Genomic DNA, 26,301 nt, shown 5'->3' with positions numbered 1-26,301 from the left:
TAACCACCTCAAGGAGCGAAACCATGAAATTGAAAGTCTGGGCAGCAACGGCCGCCGTCGTTTTGTGCACACTGCCGGGCATCAGCCAGGCTCGGGACACGGCCCTGTATCTGCCGTTCGACAAGGTGGTCGCACAGATGACCCAAGAGAAGAAGCTCGACGGCAGCGTCAAGTTCTACCTCGCTGGCGTGCAGCCAAAAGGCAAGGTGTCGGTACTGTCAGCCAATGCGGTGACCAACAAGAAAACCAACGCCTTCAACAAGAGCGACAACGAGGCCTGCGAGTGGGTCTTGCAGTCCGCCATCCTGCAGTTGAACGAGGCCGCAAAAAGCGCAGGCGCCAACGCGGTGGTCAACATCGCCAGCTACTACAAAAAGATCGAACGCAAAGACCCGGCCACCTATGAGTGCCACGCCGGCGCCATCATGGCAGGCGTTGCGTTGAAGGGTGATCTGGCGAAGGTGCAGTAAGTTTTTGCCAGTGAGTTGAGGCGTCTTGCCTCGCTCACTGGCTTGGATGGCTGCGCTATGGGAGGGAGGTTGCGAAATGGTCGTTCAACCGACAAATCATCGGCGAACCCACCTGAGCCTTCGTGAGCAAGCTCACTCCCACATGAGCGCCGTTTGCCGCAGCCCAGTGCGGTGTCAGAACAATGGGGAGTCTGCAGATTTGCATTCGTCACGGGTCACTGGGCGACGCAGGCCGTGTGGGAGCGAGCTTGCTCGCGAAGAGGTCAGTACATTCACCCCATCTTCAGTGGTTGTAATGCCACGTTCGTGAGCAAGCTCACTCCCACAACCCCATCTGCTTTGCTCTGGGTCAGTTACCCCGCCTTGCGCGTCACCAGTTCGACAAACGCCTTGGCCATGGGCGATTTCTGATCCTTGCGCTGCACCAGCCACACCGCTGACGTAGCCTGCGCGTCCAGCAGCGTCCGGTAAACCACACCGTCGATGCGCATGCGTTGGTACGACGCCGGCAACACGGTCACGCCCAGTCCCGCCGCCACCAGACCAATGATGGTCATCGCCTCGCCCGCCTCCTGAGTAAACAATGGGCTAAAGCCCGCCTCCCGCGCCAGATCCAGCAACTGTGCGTAGAGCCCGCTGCCGTAGGTGCGCGGGAAGAACACAAACGGCTCACTGGCCAGTTCCCGCAGATGAATGCCGCGTTCCGAGCCTTCGGCCAGTGGATGGTCCGAGCGCAATATCGCCACCAAGGGTTCGTGCAGCAGCTCCACGGCGACCAGTGAATCCGGCAACGGCAGTGGTCGCATGATGCCCACTTGCATCGACTCGTTCTCGAGCCGCTCGGCGACTTCCCGACTGCTCATTTCCTGAAGCGCCAGATGCACGGCCGGATAACGCTGGCGAAACGCGAAGATGGCCTGCGGGATGCTTGAGGTGAACGGCGCGGATGCCGTGAAGCCGATTTTCAGTTCGCCCAGCTCTCCCAACTGCGCACGCCGAGCGACGTCCGAGGCCTTCTCGACCTGCGCCAGCACCAGACGGGCTTCATCGAGGAACAACCGGCCCGCCTCGCTCAGTTCCACCCTTCGATTGGTCCGCTCAAACAGACGCGCGCCGAGCTCTTGCTCCAGCGCCTGAATCTGCTGGCTCAACGGTGGCTGAGAGATGCCGAGCGCCTGAGCAGCGCGTCCAAAATGCAGCTCTTCAGCGACAGCGATGAAGTAACGCAGGTGTCGTAATTCCACAGTCATTCCATTAGGTCGTCAAACCTATCAAACAGGTCGAACAATATATTGGAAGCGATCGTTAGCCGGCTATATTCTTTTGTCACTGCGTCCGCTCTTCCGTCTGAGGTCACCCGTGAATACTGCTGCATCCCCCGCCGCGTCTGCCGAGTTCGCCAAAGCGGCCATCCCGTTGGGCGATTCCTACATCGAGAAGGACACGCCCGCTTTCATCCGCACGGTACTGGCGCTGTTCTCCGGCGGTTTCGCGACGTTTGCGCTGCTGTACTGCGTGCAGCCGATGATGCCGGTACTGTCGCGGGACTTCTCCATCAACGCCGCCCAGAGCAGCATGATCCTGTCGGTGTCCACCGCGATGCTGGCGATCGGATTGCTCATCACCGGCCCTATCTCAGATCGGCTCGGCCGCAAGTCGGTGATGGTGTTCTCGCTGTTCTCGGCCGCCCTTTTCACCATCGCCAGCGCACTGATGCCCACTTGGGAGGGCGTGCTGATCACGCGGGCGTTCGTGGGCTTGTCGCTGAGCGGCCTCGCCGCCGTCGCCATGACTTACCTCAGCGAAGAAATCCACCCGCAGCACATCGGCCTGGCAATGGGCCTGTACATCGGCGGCAACGCCATCGGTGGCATGAGCGGCCGGGTGATCACTGGGGTCTTGAGCGATTACGTCAGCTGGCACACGGCACTGTTGATCATGGGCATCATTGCGCTGGGCGCGGCGGGCGTGTTCTGGAAAATCCTGCCGCCGTCGCGTAACTTCCGCGCCCGCCCGCTCAATGGCCGCAGCCTGCTGGAAGGCTTTGTCCTGCAGTTCCGTGACGCCGGGTTGCCGTGGTTGTTTCTTGAAGGCTTCCTGCTGATGGGCGCGTTCGTAACGCTGTTCAACTACATCGGCTACCGCCTGCTGGCCGACCCGTACAACCTGAGCCAGGCCGTGGTCGGCCTGTTTTCGGTGGTGTACCTGTCCGGCATCTACAGCTCGGCGAAGATCGGCGCACTGGCCGACCAACTGGGCCGTCGTAACGTCCTGTGGGCCGTGATCGTGCTGATGCTCGTCGGTGTCGCGCTGACCATGTTCACCCCGCTGCTGGTGGTGATCGTCGGCGTGCTGATGTTCACCTTCGGCTTCTTCGGCGCCCACTCCGTCGCCAGCAGCTGGATCGGCCGTCGCGCCATCAAAGCCAAAGGCCAGGCCTCGTCGCTGTACCTGTTCAGCTACTACGTAGGCTCCAGCGTCGCCGGCACCGGCGGCGGCGTATTCTGGCACTACGCCGGCTGGAACGGCATCGGCGCCTTCATCGGCACCCTCCTGCTGATCGCCCTCGCTGTGGCGCTGAAACTGGCGAAAGTGAAGCCGTTGGCGGTGAATGTGCAGGTTTGATGGATATAGGCGTTTTCACACAAAACGCGGCATCGTTTCACATCCCCCGCATCTACATCGCCTGACAGCAAAGCGTGACTAATTGATTCACGCTCTGCTGCTATGATTAGATCTTTCAAACATAAGGGCCTTAGGGCTTTCTTCCACACTGGAACGACGCAAGGGATTCGCGCGGCTCACGCAAACCGCCTGCGATTTATCTTGGGTGCGCTAGAGATCGCTAAAGGACCCCATGAACTGGGCTTAACAGCACTGAAGCTGCATCCATTGAAAGGCAATCTGACGCAATATTGGTCAGCATCAGTAAGCGGGAACTGGCGAATTATTTTTAGATTTATCGAGAACGATGTCGAGCTTGTCGATTATCTCGATTACCACTGACAGGAGTTCATGCATGAGAATGCACAACCCTCCCCACCCTGGCGAAATGATCCAGGAGATGCTGCCGGAGATGAACATCAAAATTGCCGAAATGGCACGGCGGCTCCATTTTTCACGTGAAATGTTGTCTCGGGTCATCAATTGCCGTGCTCCGGTTAGCCCAGATCTGGCGGTACGACTGGAACGTGCAGGTTTAAGCACTGCTCGCTTTTGGCTAGCTGTACAGATGAGCCACGACCTCTGGCAGGCCGAGCACCGGGAGCAGCCGCCCATAACGCCGTTGTATGTCGTCCCGACGATCACTGCAGCCTGACTCCACACAAAAACGCCCGGCAATTGCCGGGCGTTTTCATAGCTGCAAAGCGCTTACTGGTGGTACTTGGCCGACATTTCGTGTACCGCTTCGATGAAGGCGCCGGCGTTGGCCGGGTCGACTTCGGGGGTGATGCCGTGGCCGAGGTTGAAGACATGGCCGGTACCGCTGCCGTAGCTGGCGAGGATGTTCGAGACTTCCTGGCGGATGGCGTTTGGGTTGGCGTAGAGCACGGTCGGGTCCATGTTGCCTTGCAGCGCGACTTTGCTGCCGACACGACGGCGGGCTTCGCCGATGTCGCAGGTCCAGTCCAGGCCCAGTGCGTCGGCGCCGGCGTCGGCAATGCTTTCAAGCCACATACCGCCGCCTTTGGTGAACAGAATGACCGGCACTTTGCGCCCGTCGTGCTCACGGATCAGGCCGTTGACGATCTTGCGCATATAGGCCAGTGAGAACTCCTGATACGCCGCGGCCGACAGGCTGCCGCCCCAACTGTCGAAGATCTGCACCGCCTGGGCGCCTGCGAGAATCTGGCCGTTCAGGTACGCCGTCACCGATTGCGCCAGCTTGTCGAGCAGCAGGTGCATGGCGTGCGGGTTGTCGTAGAGCATGGCCTTGGATTTGCGGAAGTCCTTGGACGAGCCGCCTTCGACCATGTAGGTCGCCAGGGTCCACGGGCTACCGGCGAACCCGATCAGCGGAACGCGTCCGTTGAGCTCGCGGCGGATGGTGCTGACTGCGTCCATGACATAGCCGAGATCTTTTTGTGGGTCAGGGATCGGCAGCGCTTCGATATCAGCCAGGGTGGTGACAGTTTTGCGGAAGCGCGGGCCTTCGCCGGTTTCGAAGTACAGGCCCAGGCCCATGGCGTCGGGAACGGTGAGGATATCGGAAAACAGAATGGCGGCGTCGAGCGGATAGCGCTCAAGGGGCTGCAGGGTGACTTCACAGGCGAACGCCGGGTTCATGCACAAGCTCATGAAGTCTCCGGCCTTGGCGCGGCTGGCGCGGTACTCCGGGAGATAGCGGCCGGCCTGGCGCATCATCCATACAGGCGTGACGTCAACAGGCTGCTTGAGCAGGGCGCGAAGGAAACGGTCGTTCTTCAGGGCAGTCATGTCGGCATCCGGAAAAAAAGTGCGGGCATTTTCTCAGACACCAACGCAAAAGGCACGGTCGGTGCCGTGCCATTTATTTATCGGGGCGATTTGTCGCATCAATGCCCTGCCGGCTTTGCTGACGTCGGCGACCTATTGGTTGTCCTCCATCGTCTTTGTAATCCAGCCTGCGAAGTGAGCGACTCTGGTGTACTGACCGGCATTCATCCACAACGAACGACTGACCAGTCCGATTTCAAGGTAGTGGCTGCCTGACTTGTAGAGCAGAGGCCCTCCGGAATCGCCAGACGCCTGATTGTATCCGGCGCAGAGGTTGACCAATGGATCGAAGTGGGTGGCCGGGTAGCCGGGAGGCACTTCGATACACGCCTTGTCCTCCAGCGTCTCGCCAAGGCCTTGATACAGCACATCTGGCCCGTATCCCGTCTCGGTTCTCCCGAACCCGATCAGCGTCACGGGGTAGCCAACCCCCGGTTCCATCACAGACTCGGCCCCGTCGAACTCAAGGAAATCGGTACTGTTGGCCGCGCGCTCCAGCTTGATCAATGCAATATCGTATCGCCCGCTGTGATCAAACTGCGGATGCCCGTATGTGGCCTGGATCCTGACCCGGTCCTTCTCGACGACAGTCGGCCGGTATTGTTCCAGGCCAATGCTCACGGAGTGAGGAGCCTGGCCGTCGATGCAGTGTTCAGCAGTCAGTACCCACCGCGGCGCAATCAATGCAGCGCCACAGAGGTGCGACCCATCCTCTTTAACAATTGCTGCAAAGAACGGGTACTGCCCTCTCGGGGCTGGCTCTCCTCCGACGATTTTTTTGCTTTCATTCACACCCGCCAATTCACCGCAACCGGTCAAAAAAGCCGCGAGGCCAAGACAGCAAACTAACTTGTTCATTTTTCGCTCCGTGATCCAACAGGCCGCCAGACACCGGCCCGTGCTTCCATTCAATTTCAGAAAGGCTCGCTAGCGTCCGAGACCTTGCCGAATTAGAAACTTATTGAATCGTGTTGGGAACTGTCAGAAATGACACTCGTAGCGGTGCCTGACGTTTTCACGAACGGGAGAGCCGAGGAAGGAAACGAAACAGATGTGGAAGCAGCTGCCAGCATGGAGCAGCGGCAAGCTTCAAGCGGCAAGCTTCAAGTAGAAGCAGATCGCGTCTGCTTGTAGCTTGTAGCTTGTAGCTTACCGCTAGCAGCTTGCCGCAGGCGTCATCAGACGCCCAGATAATCCAGAATCCCTTCAGCCGCATTCCGGCCTTCAAAGATCGCGGTCACCACCAAATCAGATCCGCGCACCATGTCGCCACCGGCGAAGATCTTCGGGTTGCTGGTCTGGTGCTTGAACTGGCCCTGCTCCGGTGCCACGACGCGGCCCTGGCTGTCCATCTGGATGCCCTGCGGATCGAACCACGACGCCGGGCTTGGACGGAAACCGAACGCGATGACCACGGCGTCCGCCGGGATGATCTCTTCGGAACCCGGAATTGGCTCGGGGCTGCGACGGCCGCGCGCATCCGGCTCGCCCAAACGCGTTTCGACCACTTTCACGCCTTCGACCCGATCCTCGCCAACGATGGCGATAGGCTGACGGTTGTAGAGGAACTTCACGCCTTCTTCCTTGGCGTTCTTCACTTCCTTGCGCGAGCCGGGCATGTTTTCTTCGTCGCGACGATACGCGCAGGTCACTGACTTGGCGCCCTGGCGAATCGACGTGCGGTTGCAGTCCATCGCCGTGTCACCACCGCCCAGGACCACGACCTTCTTGCCCTTCATGTCGACGAAATCTTCCAGCGACTTTTCAAAGCCCAGGTTGCGATTGACGTTGGCGATCAGGAAATCCAACGCATCGTGCACGCCAGGCAGGTCTTCACCGGGGAAGCCGCCCTTCATGTAGGTGTACGTGCCCATGCCCATGAACACCGCGTCGTACTCTTCCAGCAACTGCTCGACGGTGATGTCCTTGCCGATCTCGGTGTTGAGGCGGAACTCGATGCCCATGCCGGTGAAGACTTCGCGGCGATTGCTCAGCACGCTCTTCTCGAGCTTGAACTCGGGGATGCCGAAGGTCAGGAGACCGCCGATTTCCGGGTTCTTGTCGAACACCACCGGCTTCACGCCGCCACGCACCAGAACGTCAGCGCAGCCCAGGCCGGCCGGGCCTGCGCCGATGATCGCCACGCGCTTGCCGTTTGGCACGACGCGGGACATGTCCGGGCGCCAGCCCATGGCGAAGGCCGTGTCGGTGATGTATTTCTCGACCGAGCCGATGGTCACCGCGCCAAAGCCGTCGTTGAGGGTGCACGCGCCCTCACACAGACGGTCCTGCGGGCACACGCGGCCGCAGACTTCCGGCAGGGTGTTGGTCTGGTGCGACAGCTCGGCGGCCGCGAGGATGTTGCCCTCGGCCACCAGCTTCAGCCAGTTGGGAATGAAGTTATGCACAGGGCATTTCCATTCACAGTACGGGTTGCCGCAACCCAGGCAACGGTGCGCCTGATCAGCCGACTGCTGAGGCTTGAAAGGTTCGTAGATTTCCACGAACTCTTTTTTGCGCTGACGCAGCAGTTTCTTCTTCGGATCTTTACGCCCGACTTCGATGAACTGGAAGTCGTTACTGAGACGTTCAGCCATGGTGTTAAAACTCCTGACTACAGCCTCAAGCGCCAAGCTTGAAGCTGCAAGAAAATCATGTTCGCAGGCACTCGCGCGCTGCCGTTAGCGTGCGGCTTGAAGCGTGCCGCTCGCAGCTGCTTTACTGCGGATTCGCGCGGGTGCTGGACAACAGCGACTTCAAGCTTGCGGCCTTCGGCTTCACCAGCCAGAAGCGGCGCAGGTAGTCGTCCAGGTTTTCCCAGAGGTTGCGGCCCCATTCGCTGTCGGTTTCGGTCACGTATTCGGCCAGCACGCGCTCCAGGTGGCTGCGATAGGCTTCCATCGCTTCACCGCTGATGCGCTGAATCTCGACCAGCTCATGGTTGACCCGGTCAACGAAGGTGTTGTCCTGATCGAGCACGTAAGCGAAGCCGCCGGTCATGCCTGAGCCGAAGTTGTAGCCGGTCTTGCCCAGCACGCAGACGAAACCGCCGGTCATGTATTCGCAGCAGTGGTCGCCCGTGCCTTCCACAACCGTGTGGGCGCCGGAGTTGCGCACCGCGAAACGCTCACCCGCCGTACCCGCCGCGAACAGCTTGCCGCCAGTCGCGCCGTACAGGCAGGTGTTGCCGATGATGGCGCTGTCCTGGGTTTTGAACGGGCTGCCTTTTGGCGGCACGATGACCAGCTTGCCGGCGGTCATGCCTTTGCCGACGTAGTCGTTGGCGTCGCCTTCCAGGTACATGTTCAGGCCGCCGGCGTTCCACACACCAAAGCTCTGCCCGGCCGTGCCCTTGAAGCGGAACGTCACCGGCGCATCGTTCATGCCCTGGTTGCCGTGCAGCTTGGCGATTTCGCCGGAAATCCGCGCGCCGATGGAGCGGTCGCAGTTGCAGATGTCCAGTTCGTAGTCGCCGCCGCTCTTGGTCTGAATGGCGGAGATCGCCAGTTCGACCATCTTCTCGGCCAGCAGGCCCTTGTCGAACGGCGGGTTGCGGTCCACCTGGCTGAACTGCGGTTTGTCGGCCGGAATGTGGTCGCTGCCCAGCAGCGGCGTCAGGTCCAGGTGCTGCTGCTTGGCGGTTTCACCCGGCAGGATCTCCAGCAGATCGGTACGCCCGATCAGCTCTTCCAGCGAACGCACGCCCAGCTTCGCCAGCCACTCGCGGGTTTCTTCAGCCACGTAGGTGAAGAAGTTGATCACCATGTCGACGGTGCCGATGTAGTGGTCCTTGCGCAGCTTGTCGTTCTGAGTCGCGACGCCGGTGGCGCAGTTGTTCAGGTGGCAGATGCGCAGGTATTTGCAGCCCAGCGCGATCATCGGCGCGGTGCCGAAGCCGAAGCTTTCGGCGCCGAGGATGGCCGCCTTGATAACGTCCAGGCCGGTTTTCAGGCCGCCGTCGGTCTGCACCCGAACCTTGCCGCGCAGGTCGTTGCCGCGCAGGGTCTGGTGAGTCTCGGCCAGGCCGATTTCCCACGGCGAGCCCGCGTATTTGATCGACGACAGCGGCGATGCACCGGTGCCGCCGTCATAGCCGGAAATGGTGATCAGGTCGGCATAGGCCTTGGCCACACCGGCCGCAATCGTGCCCACGCCTGCTTCAGCCACCAGCTTGACCGAAACCAGTGCGGCCGGGTTGACCTGCTTGAGGTCAAAGATCAGCTGCGACAAGTCTTCAATCGAGTAGATGTCGTGGTGCGGTGGCGGCGAGATCAGCGTCACGCCCGGCACTGCGTAACGCAGCTTGGCGATCAGGCCGTTGACCTTGCCGCCCGGCAATTGCCCGCCCTCGCCCGGCTTGGCGCCTTGGGCGACTTTGATCTGCAGCACGTCAGCGTTGACCAGATACTCAGGCGTCACGCCAAAACGGCCGGTCGCGATCTGCTTGATCTTGGAGCTGCGGATGGTGCCGTAGCGCGCCGGGTCTTCGCCGCCCTCACCGGAGTTGGAGCGCGCGCCCAAGCGGTTCATCGCCTCGGCCAGCGCTTCGTGGGCTTCCGGCGACAACGCACCCAGCGAGATGCCCGCCGAGTCGAAGCGCTTGAGAATACCTTCCAGCGGCTCGATTTCATCGATGCCCAACGGCGTGTCGAGCTCTTTGACCTTCAACAGGTCGCGGATCATCGACACCGGACGGTTGTCCACCAGCGCTGTGTATTCCTTGAATTTGCTGTAATCACCCTGCTGAACGGCGGCTTGCAGCGTCGCCACCACATCAGGGTTGTACGCGTGGTATTCGCCGCCGTAGACAAACTTCAGCAACCCGCCCTGCTGGATCGGCTTGCGCGCGCTCCAGGCTTCAAAAGCGAGGGCTTTCTGCTCGGCTTCGATGTCAACGAAACGCGCGCCCTTGATGCGGCTCGGCACGCCACGGAAGCTCAAATCGCAGACTTCTTCCGACAGGCCGATGGCTTCGAAAAGCTGGGCGCCGCGGTACGAAGCAACGGTCGAAATACCCATCTTCGACAGGATCTTGAGCAGGCCTTTGGTGATGCCCTTGCGGTAGTTCTTGAAGACTTCGTACAGATCGCCCAGCACTTCGCCGGTACGGATCAGGTCGCCCAGCACTTCGTACGCCAGGAACGGATAGACCGCCGACGCGCCGAAGCCGATCAACACGGCGAAATGGTGCGGGTCGCGAGCCGTTGCTGTCTCGACGAGGATGTTGCTGTCGCAGCGCAGGCCTTTTTCGGTCAGGCGGTGGTGCACCGCACCGGTGGCCAGCGATGCGTGAATCGGCAGTTTGCCGGGTGCGATATGACGGTCGCTCAGGACAATCTGGGTCTTGCCCGAACGCACGGCTTCTTCAGCCTGATCGGCGATGTTGCGCACAGCCGCTTCCAGGCCCATGGCTTCGTCATAGTTCAGGTCGATGATCTGACGATCAAAGCCCGGACGATCCAGGGTCATCAGCGAGCGCCACTTGGCCGGGGAAATGACCGGCGAACTGAGGATCACGCGGGAAGCGTGCTCCGGCGACTCCTGGAAAATGTTGCGCTCGGCACCGAGGCAGACTTCCAGCGACATGACGATGGCTTCACGCAGCGGATCGATCGGCGGGTTGGTGACCTGCGCGAACTGCTGACGGAAATAGTCGTACGGCGTGCGGACACGACGGGACAACACCGCCATCGGCGTGTCATCGCCCATGGAGCCGACTGCTTCCTGGCCCTGCTCACCCAGCGGGCGCAGGATCTGATCACGCTCTTCGAACGTGACCTGGAACATCTTCATGTACTGCTTGAGCTGATCCGGGTTGTAGAAGGCCGAACCGTGGTCATGGTCTTCCAGCGTCGCCTGAATACGCAGGGCGTTCTTGCGCAGCCACTGCTTGTACGGATGGCGCGACTTCAAGCGGCTGTCGATGGCGTCGGTGTCGAGGATCTGGCCGGTTTCGGTGTCCACGGCGAAGATCTGACCCGGACCGACACGGCCCTTGGCAATCACGTCTTCCGGCTTGTAGTTCCACACGCCGATTTCCGAGGCGAGGGTGATGTAACCGTTCTTGGTGGTGACCCAGCGCGCAGGACGCAGGCCGTTGCGGTCCAGCAGGCAGACGGCGTGACGACCTTCGGTCATGACGATGCCGGCCGGGCCGTCCCACGGCTCCATGTGCATGGAGTTGAATTCGTAGAACGCGCGCAGATCCGGGTCCATGGTCTCGACGTTCTGCCACGCCGGCGGCACGAGCATGCGCACGCCACGGAACAGGTCGATGCCGCCGGTCACCATCAGCTCGAGCATGTTGTCCATGCTCGAAGAGTCGGAACCCACGCGGTTGACCAGCGGGCCGAGCTCGTCGAGGTCCATCAGGTCGTTAGTGAACTTGGTGCGACGGGCCTGGGCCCAGTTGCGGTTACCGGTGATGGTGTTGATCTCGCCGTTGTGGGCGAGGAAGCGGAATGGCTGAGCCAGTGGCCATTTCGGCAGGGTGTTGGTCGAGAAACGCTGGTGGAACACGCAGATCGCGGTTTGCAGGCGCTCGTCGTTGAGGTCCGGGAAGAATGCCGTGAGGTCACGCGGCATCATCAGGCCTTTGTAGATGATAGTCTTGTGGGAAAAGCTGCAGATGTAGTGGTCGGTGTCGGCAGCGTTGGCCACCGAGGAGCGACGACGTGCGCAGAACAGCTTGATCGCGAATTCCTGATCGCTCAGGCCTTCACCGCCGATGAACACCTGCTCGATCTTCGGCAGACGCTCGAGGGCAAGACGACCCAGAACGCTGGTGTCGATCGGCACCTGGCGCCAGCCAATCAGGGTCAGGCCGGCCGCGAGGATTTCACGGTTCATGTTTTCGCGGGCGGCTTCAGCCTTGGTGTCGTCCTGATTGAGGAAGACCATGCCTGCGCAATACTGGCGCGGAAGCTCGACGCCGAAGTGCTCGGTGGCCACCGCACGCAGGAAGGTGTCAGGTTTTTGCATCAACAGCCCGCAACCGTCACCGGTCTTGCCGTCGGCGTTGATCCCACCCCGGTGGGTCATGCAGGTCAGGGCTTCGATAGCCGTCTGCAACAGGTGATGACTGGGCTCGCCTTGCATATGGGCGATCAGGCCGAAACCACAGTTATCCTTGAATTCTTCTGGATGGTACAGACCTGCTTTCATAGACACATTCTCACCAGGCTGCCTCTTAACGAGACAAATTTCTTTTCAATTCAACCATTTACCATCCACGCCGAACGTATGCCGGCTTTGCGGGAGCAAAAGGGAGGTCATTGTACACAGCGACACAAGTCCTCACAAATTTGACGACGAAGTGTCGCAAATTTATGTCGCATTCATGAAAGGCTTTATATCGATTCTCGTGCTAGTCAGAGCTTTTTTGCGAGTCTGACCAATGAGAGCCCGAAGATCAATGCGTGTCTGAGACGCAGACACCGCAAGGCGCGCTGCTCGTTGGCAGCACGCTCATGCGTGATATCGGGAGGGCCAAGCGAGGGACCTGGATAAGGTCCCTGCGTCATCAGCGGGCGGCGGCGAGTTCCTGTTGGATACTGCCGACAGTACGAGGCCAAGGTTTACCAGCCTGAACCTTCTCTGGCAAGGCCTTGATAGCGGTCAGTGCCGCATTGCGGTCAGCGAAGCTGCCGTAAGTCACCACGAACAGGGGCTTGCCCTGCAGGGTTTTCTTGAAGTAACGGTACTCGGCGCCCTGCTCTTTCACGTAGCTCTGAGCGGTGGCTTCAGAGCTGGTGCCGAGGATCTGCACCACGTAATGGGTCGGAGCCTGACCTGCGTACCAGCCGCTGCCCGCAGCGCCGGACGCTGCGGCCGCCGCTGCTGGCTTGGCCGCTGGTGCCGGGGCAGGTTTGGCGGTGGCCACTTGCGTCGGCGCTGGCGCAGGTTTCGCAGCCGCCGCCGGAGCAGGCGTTGGCTTGGCGGCCGGGGCCGGACGTGTTGCCGGAACCGGCTGCTGCGCCATGGTCGGTGCAGGACTTGCCGTCGCGCCCGCCGGTGGCGCAGTGGTGGTCACCGTCGGTGGCTGCAGCGATTGGTTGGCTGCCGGGCCGCCATCTTCGCCATCACCTTCGCCCGAGCCCGCAGCTTCAGCCAGTGGCGCGCGGGTCGCCGGTTGCGAGCCATTCATCGGCAGCGGCATCGGCTGCGAATTTCCGGCGAATTCGATGGCCGGACCACCGTTGTTCGATTGTTGCGCCGGCGCCTGGCCCTGACCCAGAGGCAGTTGAGCCTGAGAGTTGGCTGGCGCGGTGGCAGGTGCGTTGCTGCGGCCTGGAATCAGCCACGCCGCGAGAACGGCTGCGACAACAACCCCACCCAAAGCCAACACGTGTTTCTTAGGCATTTTGAACCCCATACTTGGACGCTTGACCGCAGAGCGGCTGGCAATCATGGCTTCGATCATCGAATCGCGCGCGACCTGGTTGATCGCGCCTGGCCATCCACCGGACTGCTCGTGGATATCAGTGATCTGTGCGGCACTGAATAACTCAACGCCCTGCCCTGCGCCCTCGAGACGCTGAGCCAGATACTCACGGGTTTCTTCTTCGGTGTACGGCGCGAGCTCGATAACGTGGAAGCGCTCTTCCTCGGTACCGCTCTCGGCGCACAGCTGATCCAGGCGATCAATGATCGAAGCCTCGCCGAACAGGAAGACATGCGGACGCCCTTCCGGGGTGCCTGCTGCCAATCCCAACAACGCTTCGAGTGCGGATTCGCCCAGTTGTTCGGCATCGTCGACCAGGATGTAGACTTCCTGACCGGTCAGCGCCAACTGCACGACCTGCGCCAGGATCGGGCGCATTTCCGCTTGAGCGACGTTCAGCGCCTGAGCGACCTGACGCAACACGCCCGTCGCATCACCGGCGCCACGCGCCGACACCACAACGCTCTGCACCGATTGCTTGTTGGTGCTCGCCACCAGTGCCTGACGCAGCAGCGTCTTGCCGCTGCCCTGAGGCCCGGTGACGACCAGAAGCAGCTGGCTGTAGCGCGCGAGGTGATGCAGCTGACCGAGCACGGGCTTGCGCTGTGCCGGGAAAAATTTGAAGCCGGGAACCCGCGTTGCAAAGGGGTCATGACTCAACTGGTAATGACCGAGGAAGGCCTCATCGGCGTGCAAACTAGTCATGGATTTCTCATTAACCTCTAAGCTGATCCACCAAGGCGCGGTAGTCCGCGACCAGTGTGGCCTGTAGTACTTCTTGTGGATATTCGTCCGTTACCACTGCTTCACCGATGCGACGCAACAGCACCAGGCGCAGACGACCGTCAATGACCTTTTTGTCCACCGCCATGTGCTCGAGGAAGTGCTCGGGCGTCATGTCTTCCGGCGGAACCACCGGCAAGCCGGCGCGCTGGAAAATACGGATGCCGCGGTCACGTTCCTGCTCGCTGATCCAGCCCAGACGCGCGGACATTTCCAGCGCCATCACCGTGCCCGCGGCCACCGCCTCGCCGTGCAGCCACACGCCGTAGCCCATGTGAGTTTCGATAGCGTGGCCAAAGGTATGACCGAGGTTCAGCGTGGCACGCACGCCTGACTCTCGCTCATCGGCACCGACTACCGCAGCCTTGGCGGCGCACGAACGCTCGATCGCCGTGGTCAGCGCGGCCTGATCCAGCCCGCGCAGCTTGTCCACATTCTCTTCGAGCCACGTCAGGAACGGTTCGTCACAGATCAAACCGTATTTGATGACCTCGGCAAGACCGGCGGACAGCTCGCGCTCAGGCAGGGTGTTCAGCGACAAGGTGTCGATCAGCACCGCGTTGGGCTGGTAGAAGGCGCCCACCATGTTTTTGCCCAGCGGGTGATTGATGCCGGTTTTGCCACCGACCGAGGAATCGACCTGGGACAGCAACGTGGTCGGCACTTGAATGAATTCGACGCCGCGCTGGTAACAGGCAGCGGCAAAGCCGGCCATGTCACCGATGACGCCGCCGCCCAACGCAATCACAGTGGTGCGGCGATCATGGCGTGCAGTGAGCAGCGCATCGAAGATGGTTTGCAGGGTTTCCCAGTTCTTGAAGGCTTCACCGTCGGGAAGCACGATCGGCAAGACGCTGTAACCGGCGAGGGAGCGGGTGAGGCGGTCCATGTACAACGGCGCGACGGTGGCGTTGGAAACGATCGCCACCTGTTTTCCGGCTATGTACGGCTTGAGCAACTCGGGCTGATCCAGCAAGCCTTCGCCGATATGGATCGGGTAGCTGCGTTCGCCAAGCTCGACCTTGAGTGTCTGCATGTGTCCCCACGCTGTTAACAATTGGTTGCCTGTGCGGGTCTTGAAAAACGCCGACACCGGCTATGGCGCAAGGCCATGTAGCGACCCCACTTTTTATGGTCGCCGAGGATAGCGCATTTCCGTCTGCGCTTTAACGGGGAGGAAGCTCGGCCAGCAAGGCGAGGATGTCGATAACCACCATTCGCGGGGGCCGCTCATCGGTTTCGATGATGACATCGGCGATCTCGCGGTACAGCGGATCGCGGATCTCCAGCAGCTCACGTAGCACCCGCGCCGGGTCAGCCGTACGAAGCAAGGGGCGATTACGATCTCGTGAGGTTCGACCCACCTGCTGCTCAACCGACGCGTGCAAATACACCACCCGACCGCCGGCGTGCAGGGCGCGACGGTTTTCTTCGCGCATGACCGCGCCACCGCCGGTGGCCACGACCACGCCATCCAGCGCGCAGAGTTCGGCGATCATCGCTTGCTCACGATCGCGAAAGCCCGCTTCACCTTCCTTGTCGAAGATCCAGGGAATATTGGCACCCGTTCGCAGCTCGATTTCCTTGTCGGAATCCTTGAACGGCAGTCGAAGCTCTTTGGCCAGCAAGCGACCGATGGTGCTTTTGCCAGCCCCCATCGGCCCCACAAGAATTAAATTTCGCACAGAATCAACGACTCACAGCAATCGCCTGGTTATTCATGATACGCGGAGTGAGAAACACCAACAGCTCGGATTTTGACTCCGAAACCACATCGCGCCGGAAAAGGCGGCCAACATACGGCACATCGCCTAAAAATGGCACCTTGTCGACGACTTTACTCTGCGTATTCGAGAACACGCCACCAATTACGATGGTCTCGCCGTCGGCCACCAGCACCTTGGCGTTCACTTCGTTTTTCTTGATCGGCGGCACACCCAGCACCGTGTTCACATAGTCCGGCTCATCTTTCGTGACCTTGACCTCCATGATGATGCGGTTGTCAGGGGTGATCTGCGGGGTCACTTCCAGCGACAGCGATGCCTCTTTGAACGACACCGACGTCGCGCCGCTGGAACTGGCTTCCTGATAAGGCACTTCCGTACCTTTCAGGATTTTCGCCGTTTCCTTGTCCGACGTGACGACCTTCGGCTGCGAGACCACTTCGCCGTTCCCGCTTTTCTCCATGGCCGTCAGCTCAAGGTCAAGAATCGTGTTGTTGGTCAGGAAGCCCAGGCCAATCGACGAGGTGGCATCGGTCACACCCATGTCCACGTAAGGACCATTGGTCGCTGATGCGCCCGAGACCGTGCCATTACCGCCGGTGGTGAAATTGCCTTTGTTGCTCGAACCACCCCAGCGCACGCCCAAGGCCTTGTCGTAATCGACGTTGGCTTCAACGATGCGCGCTTCGATCATCACCTGACGCACCGGGATGTCCAGTTGCGACACGATGCGGCGCAGCTCGTCCAGACGATCCTGGGTCTGGTAGGCAATGATGTTGTTGGTGCGCTCATCGACGGTGATCGAACCACGCTCGTCGGTCTTCGATTCAGCGCTGGTCACCGACTGAAACAGCTTGGCAATGTCCGCGGCCTTGGCGTAGTTCACCTGCAGCAACTCGCGGCGCAGCGGGGCCAGTTCGGAAATCTGTTTGAGGGATTCCAGCTCCTGGCGCTCACGCGCGGCGATCTCGTCAGCCGGACCGACCAGCAAGACGTTACCGATCTTGCGCTTGTCCAGGCCTTTGGTCTTGAGCACCAGATCGAGCGCCTGATCCCACGGCACGTTCTGCAGGCGCAGGGTGATGCCGCCCTGAACGGTGTCGCTGGCCACCAGATTGAGGTTGGTGAAGTCAGCGATCAGTTGCAGCACCGAACGCACGTCGATGTCCTGGAAATTCAGCGACAGCTTCTCGCCGGTGTAGACCAGTTTTTCCGAGTTGCGCCGCTCCTGATCTTCGTTGGTCAGGGGACGCACGCTGATGGTCAGCTTGTTGTCGGTCTGGTAGGCGGAGTAATCGAACGCACCGGACGGTTCGATGGAGATACTGGCCTTGTCACCCGTGGCGCTGGAATTGACGAACTGCACCGGGGTGGCGAAATCCTTCACGTCCAGACGCACGCGCAGCGGTTCAGGCAATTGCGTTTTGGCGAAGTCGACGCGGATCTTGCCGCCCTGCTCCTGAATGTCCGGGGCAATGCCGGTGTCGCTCAGCTCGATGATGACGTTGCCTTCACCCAACTCGCCGCGCTGGAAGTCGACGTTTTTCACCGAACGCGGGCCTGGCGCATACGAGCGGGCAACAGGTTTCGATTGAGCGGCAGGCCCACTCGGCACACTCACTCGCGCCGCGCCCATGGCGGTGCTCGGCTGCGAACCCTGGGCCGCAGCGGCGCCCTGGCCCACGACCACGAACAGGTTGTTGCCATCGACACGCGAGCTGTAGGGCGCAAGCGTGGTGAGGTTGATGATCACCCGCGTGCGGTCCTTGGCTTCGACGACCACAACGCTGTGGGCGTTGCCTGAACCCAGGTCACGGCTCTTGATCGCCAGTTGGCTGGTGACCCCCGGCAGGTCCAGCGCAATGCGCGCCGGTTGCTCGGTGGTGTAGCCGCGCGGCGCCGCCACCGGACCGTCGAAGGACAGTTTCAATTCGACTCGATCCCCCGGCAATGCAGCCACATCCAGCGTCTTGAGGTTAGCCGCCTGGACAACCGGTGAAAGCATCGCCATCCCTACCGACAGGCCGATAATCGAGAGAATCCTGTTCATGTTCACATTCCACCACTGTGCCGATCCGAAGGTGCTTCGCTTGCTTGCCGTCTTCATGAGCGCTCCTTGAGGGAAATACTGAGCGGGCGCTCCAGCCACGCCCCCTCTCCATCCGGAACGATTTCCATCACTTGCACCGCCGAGTCGGTGATCGCCGTGATCCGGCCATCGTTACGTCCCAGGTAATCGCCCACTTTCACCCGATGCACGCCACCCGCCCCGCGAAGCAGCGCGAACGTGCCGGTTTCATTGCTCAACGTGCCGACCATTTCGAAGGAGTCGATGTTGAAGCCTTCGAGGAACTGCTTCACCCGCGTCGGATCAGGCTGCACCAGGTGCGAGCCCTTTGGACGGTTGACCAGATCAATCTTGATCGGCGGCTGAAACGGACTGCGCAAACTGGCCGCCGCATAGGTAAAGGCTTCGTACGGCCGAAATTTGGGCATCGGCTCGATGGTGCCCACCGGCCGCGCGCGCACCTCGGCCATGAACTGCTTGAGATCGTCAAATTCGTTCGAGCTGTCGCAACCCGCGAGCCCCATCAGCGTGACGCCGACGCACAACCAACGCATCGCCCTCATTTCGCTGGCCCTTTCGTGTCGACGTTCTGAAGACCTTTGTCGTTATAGCGGTAGGTCTTGGCAAGGATGCTCATGCGCAGCTTCCCGGGGGACTTGGCGTCCAGCGGTTTGATCTCGAAGTCATGCAGGGTCACGATTCGCGGCAGGCTGGCGACGCCGCTGGCGAAGGTCGCGAGGTCGTGATAACTGCCCGTCACGGTAATCTGGATCGGCAATTCGATATAAAACTGCTGGGCCTCTTCGGGGAGCAGCTTGATCTCCTCGAACTCCAGGCCGCTGCCCAGACCGGTGCGGGTGATGTCCTCCAGCAAGCCGGGGACTTCAGTGTCGCTTGGCAACTGCCGCAGCAAGGCGCCGAAGGTGTTTTCCATCTCCACCATCTGGCTCTTGTAAGCCGCGAGGTTGGCAGCCTGATACGCCTTGGTCGCGAACTGCTCTTTCAGTGCGGTTTCTTCGCCACGGGCCTGATCGAGCTGAGTCTGCATGTCCTGGATATAGAAGAAATACCCACCGGCCAACACCAGCGCCAGCAACAGCGCGCCGGCAATGGTCTTCACCGCGGCGGGCCAGGAACCCAGGTTATTGATGTCCAGGTCGTTGATGTCGATCTTTTTCAGGCTATCGAGCCAATCATTCATGTTCATGGCCTGACCCCCTCAACCGCTGGCTGCGTCTGGCGCACCGTCAACTGGAAGGTGTTGGTCTGATCCACGCCGCCCGCCGCAGTGTTTGCCTTGACCTCGGTCAGACTCGGCGACTCAAGCCAGTCAGACGCATCCAGATTACGCAGCAGATCCGAAACCCGGTTATTGGATTCGGCAGCCCCGGAAATGCTGATCATCTGCCCGGTCATCTTCACGTCGTTGAAATAGACACCATCGGGAAGGGTACGGGCCATCTGATCGAAGATGCGCCCGATGATCGGCCGGTTGCCTTGCAGGTCCTGAATGATCTTCATCCGCTCCAGCAGTTGCTTGCGACGTGCCTTGAGCTCGCTGATCTCTTTGATGCGCGCGTCGAGCTGGACGATTTCGGTCCTGATGAATTGATTGCGGGCGTTTTGGTGGGCAATGGCACTGCTCAAATATTGATCAGCCAAAAGAATGGCGCCGATGCCCAGCACCAGCACACCCGCCAGCGCCAGGATGAAGCGCTTCTTGCGCTCCTCGCGTTGCTGTTCGCGCCAGGGAAGTAAGTTGATCCGTGCCATTAGTCAAAGCTCCTCAGGGCCAGACCGCAAGCGATCATCAGTGCGGGAGCATCGCTGGCGAGCGCGCCGGCGTTGACCTTGACGCTCAGTGCCATGTCCGCAAAGGGGTTAGCCACCAGCGTCGGCGTGCCGAGGCGCTCCTGGATCAGCCGATCAAGACCGGAAATAGAGGCGGTCCCGCCGGCCAGCATGATGTAGTCGACGCGGTTGTACTGGCCGGCCGCAAAGAAAAACTGCAGCGAACGGGACACCTGCTGCACCACGGCGTCCTTGAACGGCTGCAGGACTTCCATGACGTAGTCGTCGGGGAGCCCGCCCTGCTTTTTCGCAAGCCCGGCCTCGCTGACGGACAAACCATAACGGCGCTGGATTTCTTCGGTTAACTGGCGACCGCCAAATAATTGTTCGCGGGTATAAATGATGCGGCCGTTGTGCAGCACGCTGAGGGTGGTCATCGTCGCGCCGATGTCGATGACGGCGACCGTCAGCTGTTCGTGGTCCTGGCCCAACTGCGCAGACAACAGACCGAACGAGCGCTCCAGCGCGTAGGCTTCGACATCGACCACGCGGGCGGTCAGCCCGGCCAGTGCCAGAGCAGCTTCGCGCACCTCGACGTTTTCCTTGCGGCAGGCGGCAAGCAACACTTCGACGCGTTCTGGATTACGGGCTGAATAGCCCTGGACTTCGAAGTCGATGGCGACTTCTTCCAGCGGATAGGGAATGTACTGGTCGGCCTCGATCTTGAGCTGGTTTTCCATCTCGTCGTCGGAAAGTCCCGCATCCATCTCGATGGTCTTGGTAATAACAGCCGAACCCGCGACAGCAACCGCCGCGATTTTGACGTTACTCTTGGCTTTTACCAGCAAACGCGTCAAAGCACTGCCGACGCCTTCAAGCTCCGCGATGTTCTTTTCGACCACTGCGTTGGCTGGCAGTGGCTCGACCGCATAAGACTCGACCTTGTAACGGTTGCCGGAACGACTTAGCTCCAGGAGCTTGACCGAGGTGGAGCTAATATCGATCCCCAGAAGGGTGTTGGCCTTCTTACTGAAGAGTTCGAACACAACCGATTCCCTATGCGTTTCCGTCACTTACGGATGATTTCTAGTCCAGTGCCACTGTCGGCTGACTTGACAGTAGCGCAAATAACGCTCGACGACGAAAAATGCTTATAATGCCCAGCGTTTTTTTCGTGTACCAAAGCTTCAAGGCGTGTTCATTTGTAAATGCCTGCGTCTAACTCATTCTTTTTTCTGGAAATCCAAAAGCCTTGATACGCCTGCTGAAGTTTGTCTGGTGGTCCATCGTCGCGGTCGTCTGCGGGCTGCTCCTCGGCCTGAGCGGCGCCTTTCTCTACCTGGCCCCGAACCTCCCATCGGTCGATGCGCTGCGCAACATCCAGCTGCAGATCCCGCTGCGCGTCTTCAGCAGCGACGGCAAGCTGATTGCAGAGTTTGGCGAAATGCGCCGCTCTCCCATCCGTTTCGCCGACATTCCGCCCGATTTCATCCATGCCCTGCTGTCCGCCGAAGACGACAACTTCGAGAACCACTATGGCGTGGACCCGAGCAGCCTGATGCGCGCGGCCAGCCAACTGGTCAAGAGCGGTCACATTCAGTCTGGCGGCTCGACCATCACCATGCAGGTCGCGAAAAACTATTTCCTGACCAGCGAGCGCAGTTTTTCGCGCAAAACCACCGAGATTCTCTTGGCCTTGCAAATCGAGCGCCAACTTACCAAGGACGAGATTCTCGAGCTGTACGTCAACAAGATCTATCTGGGTAACCGCGCTTACGGCATCGAGGCCGCAGCGCAGGTTTACTACGGCAAATCCATCCGCGACCTGAGCGTTGCGCAGATGGCAATGATTGCCGGCCTGCCCAAGGCTCCGTCACGATTCAACCCACTGGCCAATCCGGTGCGCGCCAAAGAGCGCCGCGACTGGATTCTTGGCCGCATGTTCAAGCTGGGGAAAATCGACCAGAACACCTACCAGACTGCCCTTGCCGAGCCGATCAACGCCAGCTATCACGTTCAGAGCCCTGAAGTGAACGCGCCGTATATCGCTGAAATGGCGCGCGCCGAGATGGTGGGTCGTTATGGCAGCGCAGCCTATACAGAAGGCTTCCGCGTCACCACTACTGTCCCGAGCGGCCTGCAGGAAGACGCCAACAAGGCGGTGCAGGACGGCCTGATCGAATACGACCAGCGCCATGGCTATCGCGGGCCTGAGAGCCGATTCCCAGGCCTGACCCGCGAGGGCTGGGTGCAGGAGCTGAGCAAACAGCGTCCGATCAGCGGTCTGGAGCCGGCCATCGTCACTCAGGTCGACAAGACCGGCATCCGCGTCCTGACCCGCAACGGCGAGAACGAAGAAACCGTCACCTGGGACAGCATGAAGTGGGCCAAGGCGTTCCTGAACACCAATAGCGTCGGCGCCAATCCCAAGCAGCCCGGCGATGTCGCCCATGTCGGCGATCTGGTGCGCCTGCAGCGTCAGGCGGACAACTCGCTCAAGTTCAGCCAGCTTCCGGTGGCGCAGAGCGCGCTGGTTTCGCTGGATCCGCAGAACGGCGCGATTCGTGCGCTGGTCGGCGGCTTCGCGTTCGAGCAAAGCAACTACAACCGCGCGATGCAGGCCAAGCGTCAGCCGGGCTCCAGCTTCAAGCCGTTCCTGTATTCGGCGGCGCTGGACAACGGCTACACCGCCGCCAGCCTGGTCAACGACGCGCCGATCGTATTCGTCGACGAGGCCATCGACAAAGTATGGCGGCCAAAGAACGACACCGGCACCTTCCTCGGTCCGATTCGGCTGCGCGAGGCGCTGTACAAGTCACGTAACCTGGTGTCGATCCGCCTGCTGCAAAGCCTGGGCGTGAACACCGCGATCAACTACATCACCCGCTTTGGCTTCAACAAACAGGACTTGCCGCCCAACCTGTCCCTCGCACTGGGCACTGCAACCCTGACGCCGATGGAAATCGTCGGCGGCTGGAGTGCGTTCGCCAACGGCGGCTACAAGATCAGCCCGTACCTCATTCAGAAGATCGAGGACCGTGAAGGCAAAACCCTGTTCGTAGCCAACCCGCCGACGGTGCCTGCCAACGACCCGAACCCGAAAGCGGTCAGCGAAGCGGCCATCAGCAGTGCATCGACCTATGCAGCGCCAGAGACCCCGCCACTGACGGCCAACGTCGTACCGAACGCACTCGACGCGTCGGGTGCAGCGCCCGCCCCCGTGGTCGCTGAACGGATCGTTGACGGTCGAACGGTCTACATCCTCAACAGCATGCTGCAGGACGTGATCAAACGCGGTACTGGCCGCCGTGCCCTGGCGATGAACCGTCCGGACATCGCCGGCAAAACCGGGACCACTAACGATTCGAAAGACGCGTGGTTCACGGGCTATAACGCGGATTACGTGACGACGGTCTGGACCGGTTTCGATCAGCCGGAAAGCCTGGGTCGCCATGAGTTCGGCGGCACGGTCGCGCTGCCGATCTGGATGAAGTACATGAGCGCCGCGCTGAAGGACAAACCGCCCCATGTTCAAGCCGAACCGGACGGCATCCTCAGCCTGCGCATCGATCCCGTCAGCGGCCGCTCCGCCACACCGAGCACGCCGGGTGCGTTCTTCGAACTGTTCAAGAGCGAGGACACGCCGCCTAGCGTGAACGAACTCGGCGGCAGCCCGCCTCCAGGCAGCCCGCTGCCGGCGGACGAGTCGGCGCCGATCGATCTGTTCTAGTGAGGCGTAGATCAGTAGGAGGTTGATCCTCAGGCATCAACACCGCCCATGTGGGAGCGAGCTTGCTCGCGAAAAGGTCGGAACATCCGCTGCATCTTCAGCGGTTGAAGCACCGTCTTCGTGAGCAAGCTCACCCCCACAAGGATTGCGTATCCTGAACAAAGGTGTTGTGTCCAGCCGGACAGCAAAACGAGCGCCCATAAAAAACCCAGCACTTGGCTGGGTTTTTTGTGGGCGTTGCTATCAGCCGTTAAACACGTCATCCACGCTTTTCAGCGGGTAGTGCTTTGGATACGGCAGGGTTGCGACACCGCTCTCGATGGCAGCCTTAGCCACGGCATCGGAAACGATAGTCAGCAGGCGCACGTCCAGTGGTTTCGGGATGATGTACTCACGACCGAATTCCAGGGCGATGCCGCCGTAGGCGTCGCAGACTTCCTGAGGCACCGGCAGCTTGGCCAGTTCGCGCAAAGCGTTGGCCGCTGCGATCTTCATCTCTTCGTTGATGCGCTTGGCGCGAACGTCGAGTGCGCCACGGAAGATGAACGGGAAGCCCAGTACGTTGTTGACCTGGTTCGGGTAGTCCGAACGGCCGGTGGCCATGATCACGTCGCTGCGGGTGGCGTGAGCCAGTTCTGGCGAGATCTCCGGATCCGGGTTCGAGCAGGCGAACACGATCGGGTTGGCCGCCATCGACTTCAGGCCTTCGGCGCTCAGCAGGTTCGGACCGGACAGACCGACGAACACGTCGGCGCCTTCCAGTGCATCGGCCAGCGTGCGCTTGTCGGTGGAGTGAGCGAACTGGGCCTTGTACTGGTTCAGGTCGGTACGCCCGTCGTGAACCACGCCGTTGCGGTCGATCATGAAGATGTTTTCGATCTTCGCGCCCATGCTCACCAGCAGCTTCATGCAGGAGATGGCCGCAGCGCCAGCGCCCAGGCAGACGATCTTCGCCGCTTCCAGGGTCTTGCCAGCAATTTCCAGCGCGTTGATCATGCCGGCTGCGGTAACGATCGCGGTGCCGTGCTGGTCATCGTGGAAAACAGGGATGTCGCACTGCTCGATCAGCGCCTTTTCGATCTCGAAGCACTCAGGTGCCTTGATGTCTTCCAGGTTGATGCCGCCGAAGGTGATGGAGATGCGTCGCACGGTGTCGATGAAGGCCTGCGGGCTTTCAGAATCGACTTCGATATCGAACACATCGATACCGGCAAAGCGCTTGAACAGCACGCCTTTGCCTTCCATGACCGGCTTGGACGCGAGAGGCCCGAGGTTACCCAGACCCAGAATCGCGGTGCCATCAGAGATGACCGCTACCAGGTTGCCCTTGCCGGTGTACTTGTAGGCAAGTTCCGGATCGCGACCGATTTCGCGGACCGGCTCAGCCACACCCGGGCTGTAGGCCAGCGACAGATCGCGAGCGGTAGCAGTGGCTTTGGTGAGCTCGACGCTGAGTTTCCCCGGACGGGGATGAGCGTGATATTCGAGAGCGGCAGTTTTCAAATCTGACATGGGGGCATTCCGCTTTTTTGCTGTTGGACAGACGGACCGCCGAGCATACGCAAGTCATAAAGTCCTAACAAGACTGGCGGGTCACCTGTGTCAAGAGGCCGCATCTACGACTTTCAGCGTAGAGCCGCAGAACATAAGGCCTGGAGCGGCAACAATCCTCAGCAAAAATGTCTACAATTTATTTATTAACTGTATCCAACATTGCAGGGTGAGTGATCGACATCATCCAGCGCGGTTGACCTGATTTCAGACCGCCCCGACGCGAACGATCGAACACCCAGCCACGGGCTTCGATTCGCTGCCCCTTCAAGCGCTGCAGCGCGGCAGTGTCGAACTGGCCGAGCAGCTTGGGCGCAATGCGCAGCACCAACGAATCGCCGAATTCGATCCACAGGCCGCCGCCATTGCGCTGCACGCTGGTCACGCGCCCGCTGACCAGCGCGAACCCGCCGGTACTGATCTGCTCGGCCGGTTGAACCGGCGAATTGCGCCACAGACCCAGGCCGGCCCGTCGAGCTGACTGCTCTGCGACCTGCTGGCAGCTGACCAGCGCAACGTTCGGGGAAACCGCGACGAGATAGCCAAGGCCCTCGGCAAGGAGTTGCGCCTCAAGGTTGGCGCCATCACGGCCATAGACGTTAGCGAGAGTACGGCCGTAATGATCGGTCGGCTCTTCACCCACGCGCAGCCTGACCTGCCCATCACTGGCATCGATCAACGCCTGCAAACGACGCTTCGCCACATCTGCAAACGGCTGGGCTGACTGACCCTTTTTGCCGGTTTCCGGCGTATTGAGGCCAATCATGCGAACGCTGCGACCATCGCTCAGGCGCACCGTGTCGCCATCGACCACGCGCTGCACCTGAGCCACAGGCAGCGACGGCGGCGCAGGGCACAAGGCCTGGGCCGTCGAAAGCCAAATCGCAGCCATAAAAAAGGCGCCCGCGAGGGACGCCTTCTTAAGCAGCCTGGAGAAACGCATCGGCGACTCCAGAACGGCCAACCTTACTCTGCAGCAGCAGGAGCTTTGGTAGGACCGAACGCACCGAAACGCGACTTGAACTTGTCGACACGACCGCCGACGTCCAGAGTTTTTTGCTTACCGGTGTAGAACGGGTGGCACTCGTTGCACACGTCCAGGCTCAGAGGCTTGGCCAGTGTGGAACGGGTTTTGATGACATTGCCGCAGCTGCAGGTTGCGTCAATGGCTTCGTAAACTGGATGGATATCAGCTTTCATGGGTATTTCCTCAGGCTATCGTGCCGCCACCCAACACTATTGTTGAATACCGCACGGAATTAGGC

21 protein-coding genes are annotated in these 26,301 nt (G+C 60.5%); 5 read left to right on the top strand and 16 right to left on the bottom strand.

Annotated features, from left to right (window positions below; all coding sequences use genetic code 11):
* Positions 1-23 precede the first annotated feature (23 nt).
* On the top strand, positions 24-470 hold the full coding sequence (locus tag IFT47_RS14935; protein WP_192171201.1) for an excinuclease: 447 nt from the start codon (positions 24-26) through the stop codon (positions 468-470).
* A 353-nt stretch (positions 471-823) separates the two neighbouring features.
* Here IFT47_RS14935 and IFT47_RS14930 read toward each other — a convergent pair whose 3' ends face one another.
* A complete protein-coding gene (locus IFT47_RS14930) occupies positions 824-1,714 on the bottom strand; it encodes a LysR substrate-binding domain-containing protein (protein WP_192171202.1) in 891 nt (296 codons plus the stop codon).
* Between the two features lie 115 nt (positions 1,715-1,829).
* On the opposite strand from IFT47_RS14930, the gene IFT47_RS14925 reads away from it, so the two are divergent.
* The 3 genes from IFT47_RS14925 (at position 1,830) to IFT47_RS14915 (ending at position 3,789) form a co-directional block, all read left to right on the top strand.
* Entirely contained in the window at positions 1,830-3,095 is a 1,266-nt protein-coding gene (locus tag IFT47_RS14925; protein ID WP_192171203.1) for an MFS transporter, read from the top strand.
* 102 nt (positions 3,096-3,197) lie between these two features.
* Positions 3,198-3,476: a type II toxin-antitoxin system RelE/ParE family toxin gene (locus IFT47_RS14920; RefSeq protein ID WP_192171204.1), complete on the top strand. Its 279-nt coding sequence runs from the start codon at positions 3,198-3,200 to the stop codon at positions 3,474-3,476.
* 13 nt (positions 3,477-3,489) lie between these two features.
* The gene (locus IFT47_RS14915) at positions 3,490-3,789 is read left to right on the top strand and encodes a HigA family addiction module antitoxin (RefSeq protein ID WP_192171205.1); all 300 of its coding nucleotides are present in this window, start codon (positions 3,490-3,492) and stop codon (positions 3,787-3,789) included.
* Positions 3,790-3,842: 53 nt separating this feature from the next.
* On the opposite strand, the gene hemE is transcribed toward IFT47_RS14915, so the two are convergent.
* The 12 genes from hemE to IFT47_RS14855 all read right to left on the bottom strand — a co-directional run bounded on the left by hemE (position 3,843) and on the right by IFT47_RS14855 (position 20,801).
* A complete protein-coding gene (hemE, locus tag IFT47_RS14910; RefSeq protein WP_192171206.1) occupies positions 3,843-4,907 on the bottom strand; it encodes a uroporphyrinogen decarboxylase in 1,065 nt (354 codons plus the stop codon).
* A 132-nt stretch (positions 4,908-5,039) separates the two neighbouring features.
* Positions 5,040-5,804 carry a S1 family peptidase gene (locus tag IFT47_RS14905; protein ID WP_192171207.1) on the bottom strand — a complete coding sequence of 255 codons (765 nt, stop codon included), beginning with the start codon at positions 5,802-5,804 and terminating at the stop codon, positions 5,040-5,042.
* A gap of 320 nt (positions 5,805-6,124) precedes the next feature.
* Positions 6,125-7,543, bottom strand: coding sequence for an FAD-dependent oxidoreductase (locus IFT47_RS14900; RefSeq protein ID WP_192171208.1), 1,419 nt, complete (start codon positions 7,541-7,543; stop codon positions 6,125-6,127).
* Between the two features lie 121 nt (positions 7,544-7,664).
* Entirely contained in the window at positions 7,665-12,110 is a 4,446-nt protein-coding gene (gene gltB, locus IFT47_RS14895) for a glutamate synthase large subunit (protein ID WP_192171209.1), read from the bottom strand.
* A gap of 358 nt (positions 12,111-12,468) precedes the next feature.
* The gene (locus IFT47_RS14890; protein ID WP_192171210.1) at positions 12,469-14,094 is read right to left on the bottom strand and encodes an SPOR domain-containing protein; all 1,626 of its coding nucleotides are present in this window, start codon (positions 14,092-14,094) and stop codon (positions 12,469-12,471) included.
* A 10-nt stretch (positions 14,095-14,104) separates the two neighbouring features.
* Positions 14,105-15,208: a 3-dehydroquinate synthase gene (gene aroB / locus IFT47_RS14885; protein WP_122625541.1), complete on the bottom strand. Its 1,104-nt coding sequence runs from the start codon at positions 15,206-15,208 to the stop codon at positions 14,105-14,107.
* A 130-nt stretch (positions 15,209-15,338) separates the two neighbouring features.
* A complete protein-coding gene (aroK, locus tag IFT47_RS14880; RefSeq protein WP_192171211.1) occupies positions 15,339-15,857 on the bottom strand; it encodes a shikimate kinase AroK in 519 nt (172 codons plus the stop codon).
* A gap of 4 nt (positions 15,858-15,861) precedes the next feature.
* Complete coding sequence (gene pilQ / locus IFT47_RS14875; protein ID WP_192171212.1) at positions 15,862-17,946, bottom strand: type IV pilus secretin PilQ; 2,085 nt, start codon at positions 17,944-17,946, stop codon at positions 15,862-15,864.
* A 53-nt stretch (positions 17,947-17,999) separates the two neighbouring features.
* A complete protein-coding gene (locus IFT47_RS14870; RefSeq protein WP_065986622.1) occupies positions 18,000-18,527 on the bottom strand; it encodes a pilus assembly protein PilP in 528 nt (175 codons plus the stop codon).
* Positions 18,524-19,171 carry a type 4a pilus biogenesis protein PilO gene (gene pilO / locus IFT47_RS14865; RefSeq protein WP_192171213.1) on the bottom strand — a complete coding sequence of 216 codons (648 nt, stop codon included), beginning with the start codon at positions 19,169-19,171 and terminating at the stop codon, positions 18,524-18,526. Before pilO ends, IFT47_RS14870 begins: the two co-directional genes overlap by 4 nt.
* The gene (locus IFT47_RS14860) at positions 19,168-19,737 is read right to left on the bottom strand and encodes a PilN domain-containing protein (RefSeq protein ID WP_192171214.1); all 570 of its coding nucleotides are present in this window, start codon (positions 19,735-19,737) and stop codon (positions 19,168-19,170) included. Before IFT47_RS14860 ends, pilO begins: the two co-directional genes overlap by 4 nt.
* A complete protein-coding gene (locus IFT47_RS14855) occupies positions 19,737-20,801 on the bottom strand; it encodes a pilus assembly protein PilM (protein ID WP_074890782.1) in 1,065 nt (354 codons plus the stop codon). The genes IFT47_RS14860 and IFT47_RS14855 overlap by 1 nt, the downstream gene beginning before the upstream one ends.
* Positions 20,802-21,010: 209 nt before the next feature.
* Between IFT47_RS14855 and IFT47_RS14850 the strand changes: the two genes are divergently transcribed.
* Positions 21,011-23,485, top strand: coding sequence for a penicillin-binding protein 1A (locus IFT47_RS14850; protein ID WP_407073213.1), 2,475 nt, complete (start codon positions 21,011-21,013; stop codon positions 23,483-23,485).
* Positions 23,486-23,728: 243 nt separating this feature from the next.
* Here the strand turns inward: IFT47_RS14850 and IFT47_RS14845 are convergent, their stop codons facing one another.
* The 3 genes from IFT47_RS14845 to rpmE form a co-directional block, all read right to left on the bottom strand.
* A complete protein-coding gene (locus IFT47_RS14845; protein WP_122533933.1) occupies positions 23,729-24,997 on the bottom strand; it encodes a malic enzyme-like NAD(P)-binding protein in 1,269 nt (422 codons plus the stop codon).
* A 178-nt stretch (positions 24,998-25,175) separates the two neighbouring features.
* Entirely contained in the window at positions 25,176-25,979 is an 804-nt protein-coding gene (locus IFT47_RS14840) for a thermonuclease family protein (protein ID WP_192171216.1), read from the bottom strand.
* A gap of 23 nt (positions 25,980-26,002) precedes the next feature.
* Positions 26,003-26,236, bottom strand: a complete 234-nt coding sequence (rpmE, locus tag IFT47_RS14835; RefSeq protein ID WP_065986634.1) for a 50S ribosomal protein L31 — start codon at positions 26,234-26,236, stop codon at positions 26,003-26,005.
* Positions 26,237-26,301: the final 65 nt, after the last annotated feature.

Source organism: Pseudomonas sp. CFBP 13711 (assembly GCF_014842265.1).
GTDB lineage: Bacteria > Pseudomonadota > Gammaproteobacteria > Pseudomonadales > Pseudomonadaceae > Aquipseudomonas.
This window is presented reverse-complemented; position numbering and strand designations above follow the sequence as displayed.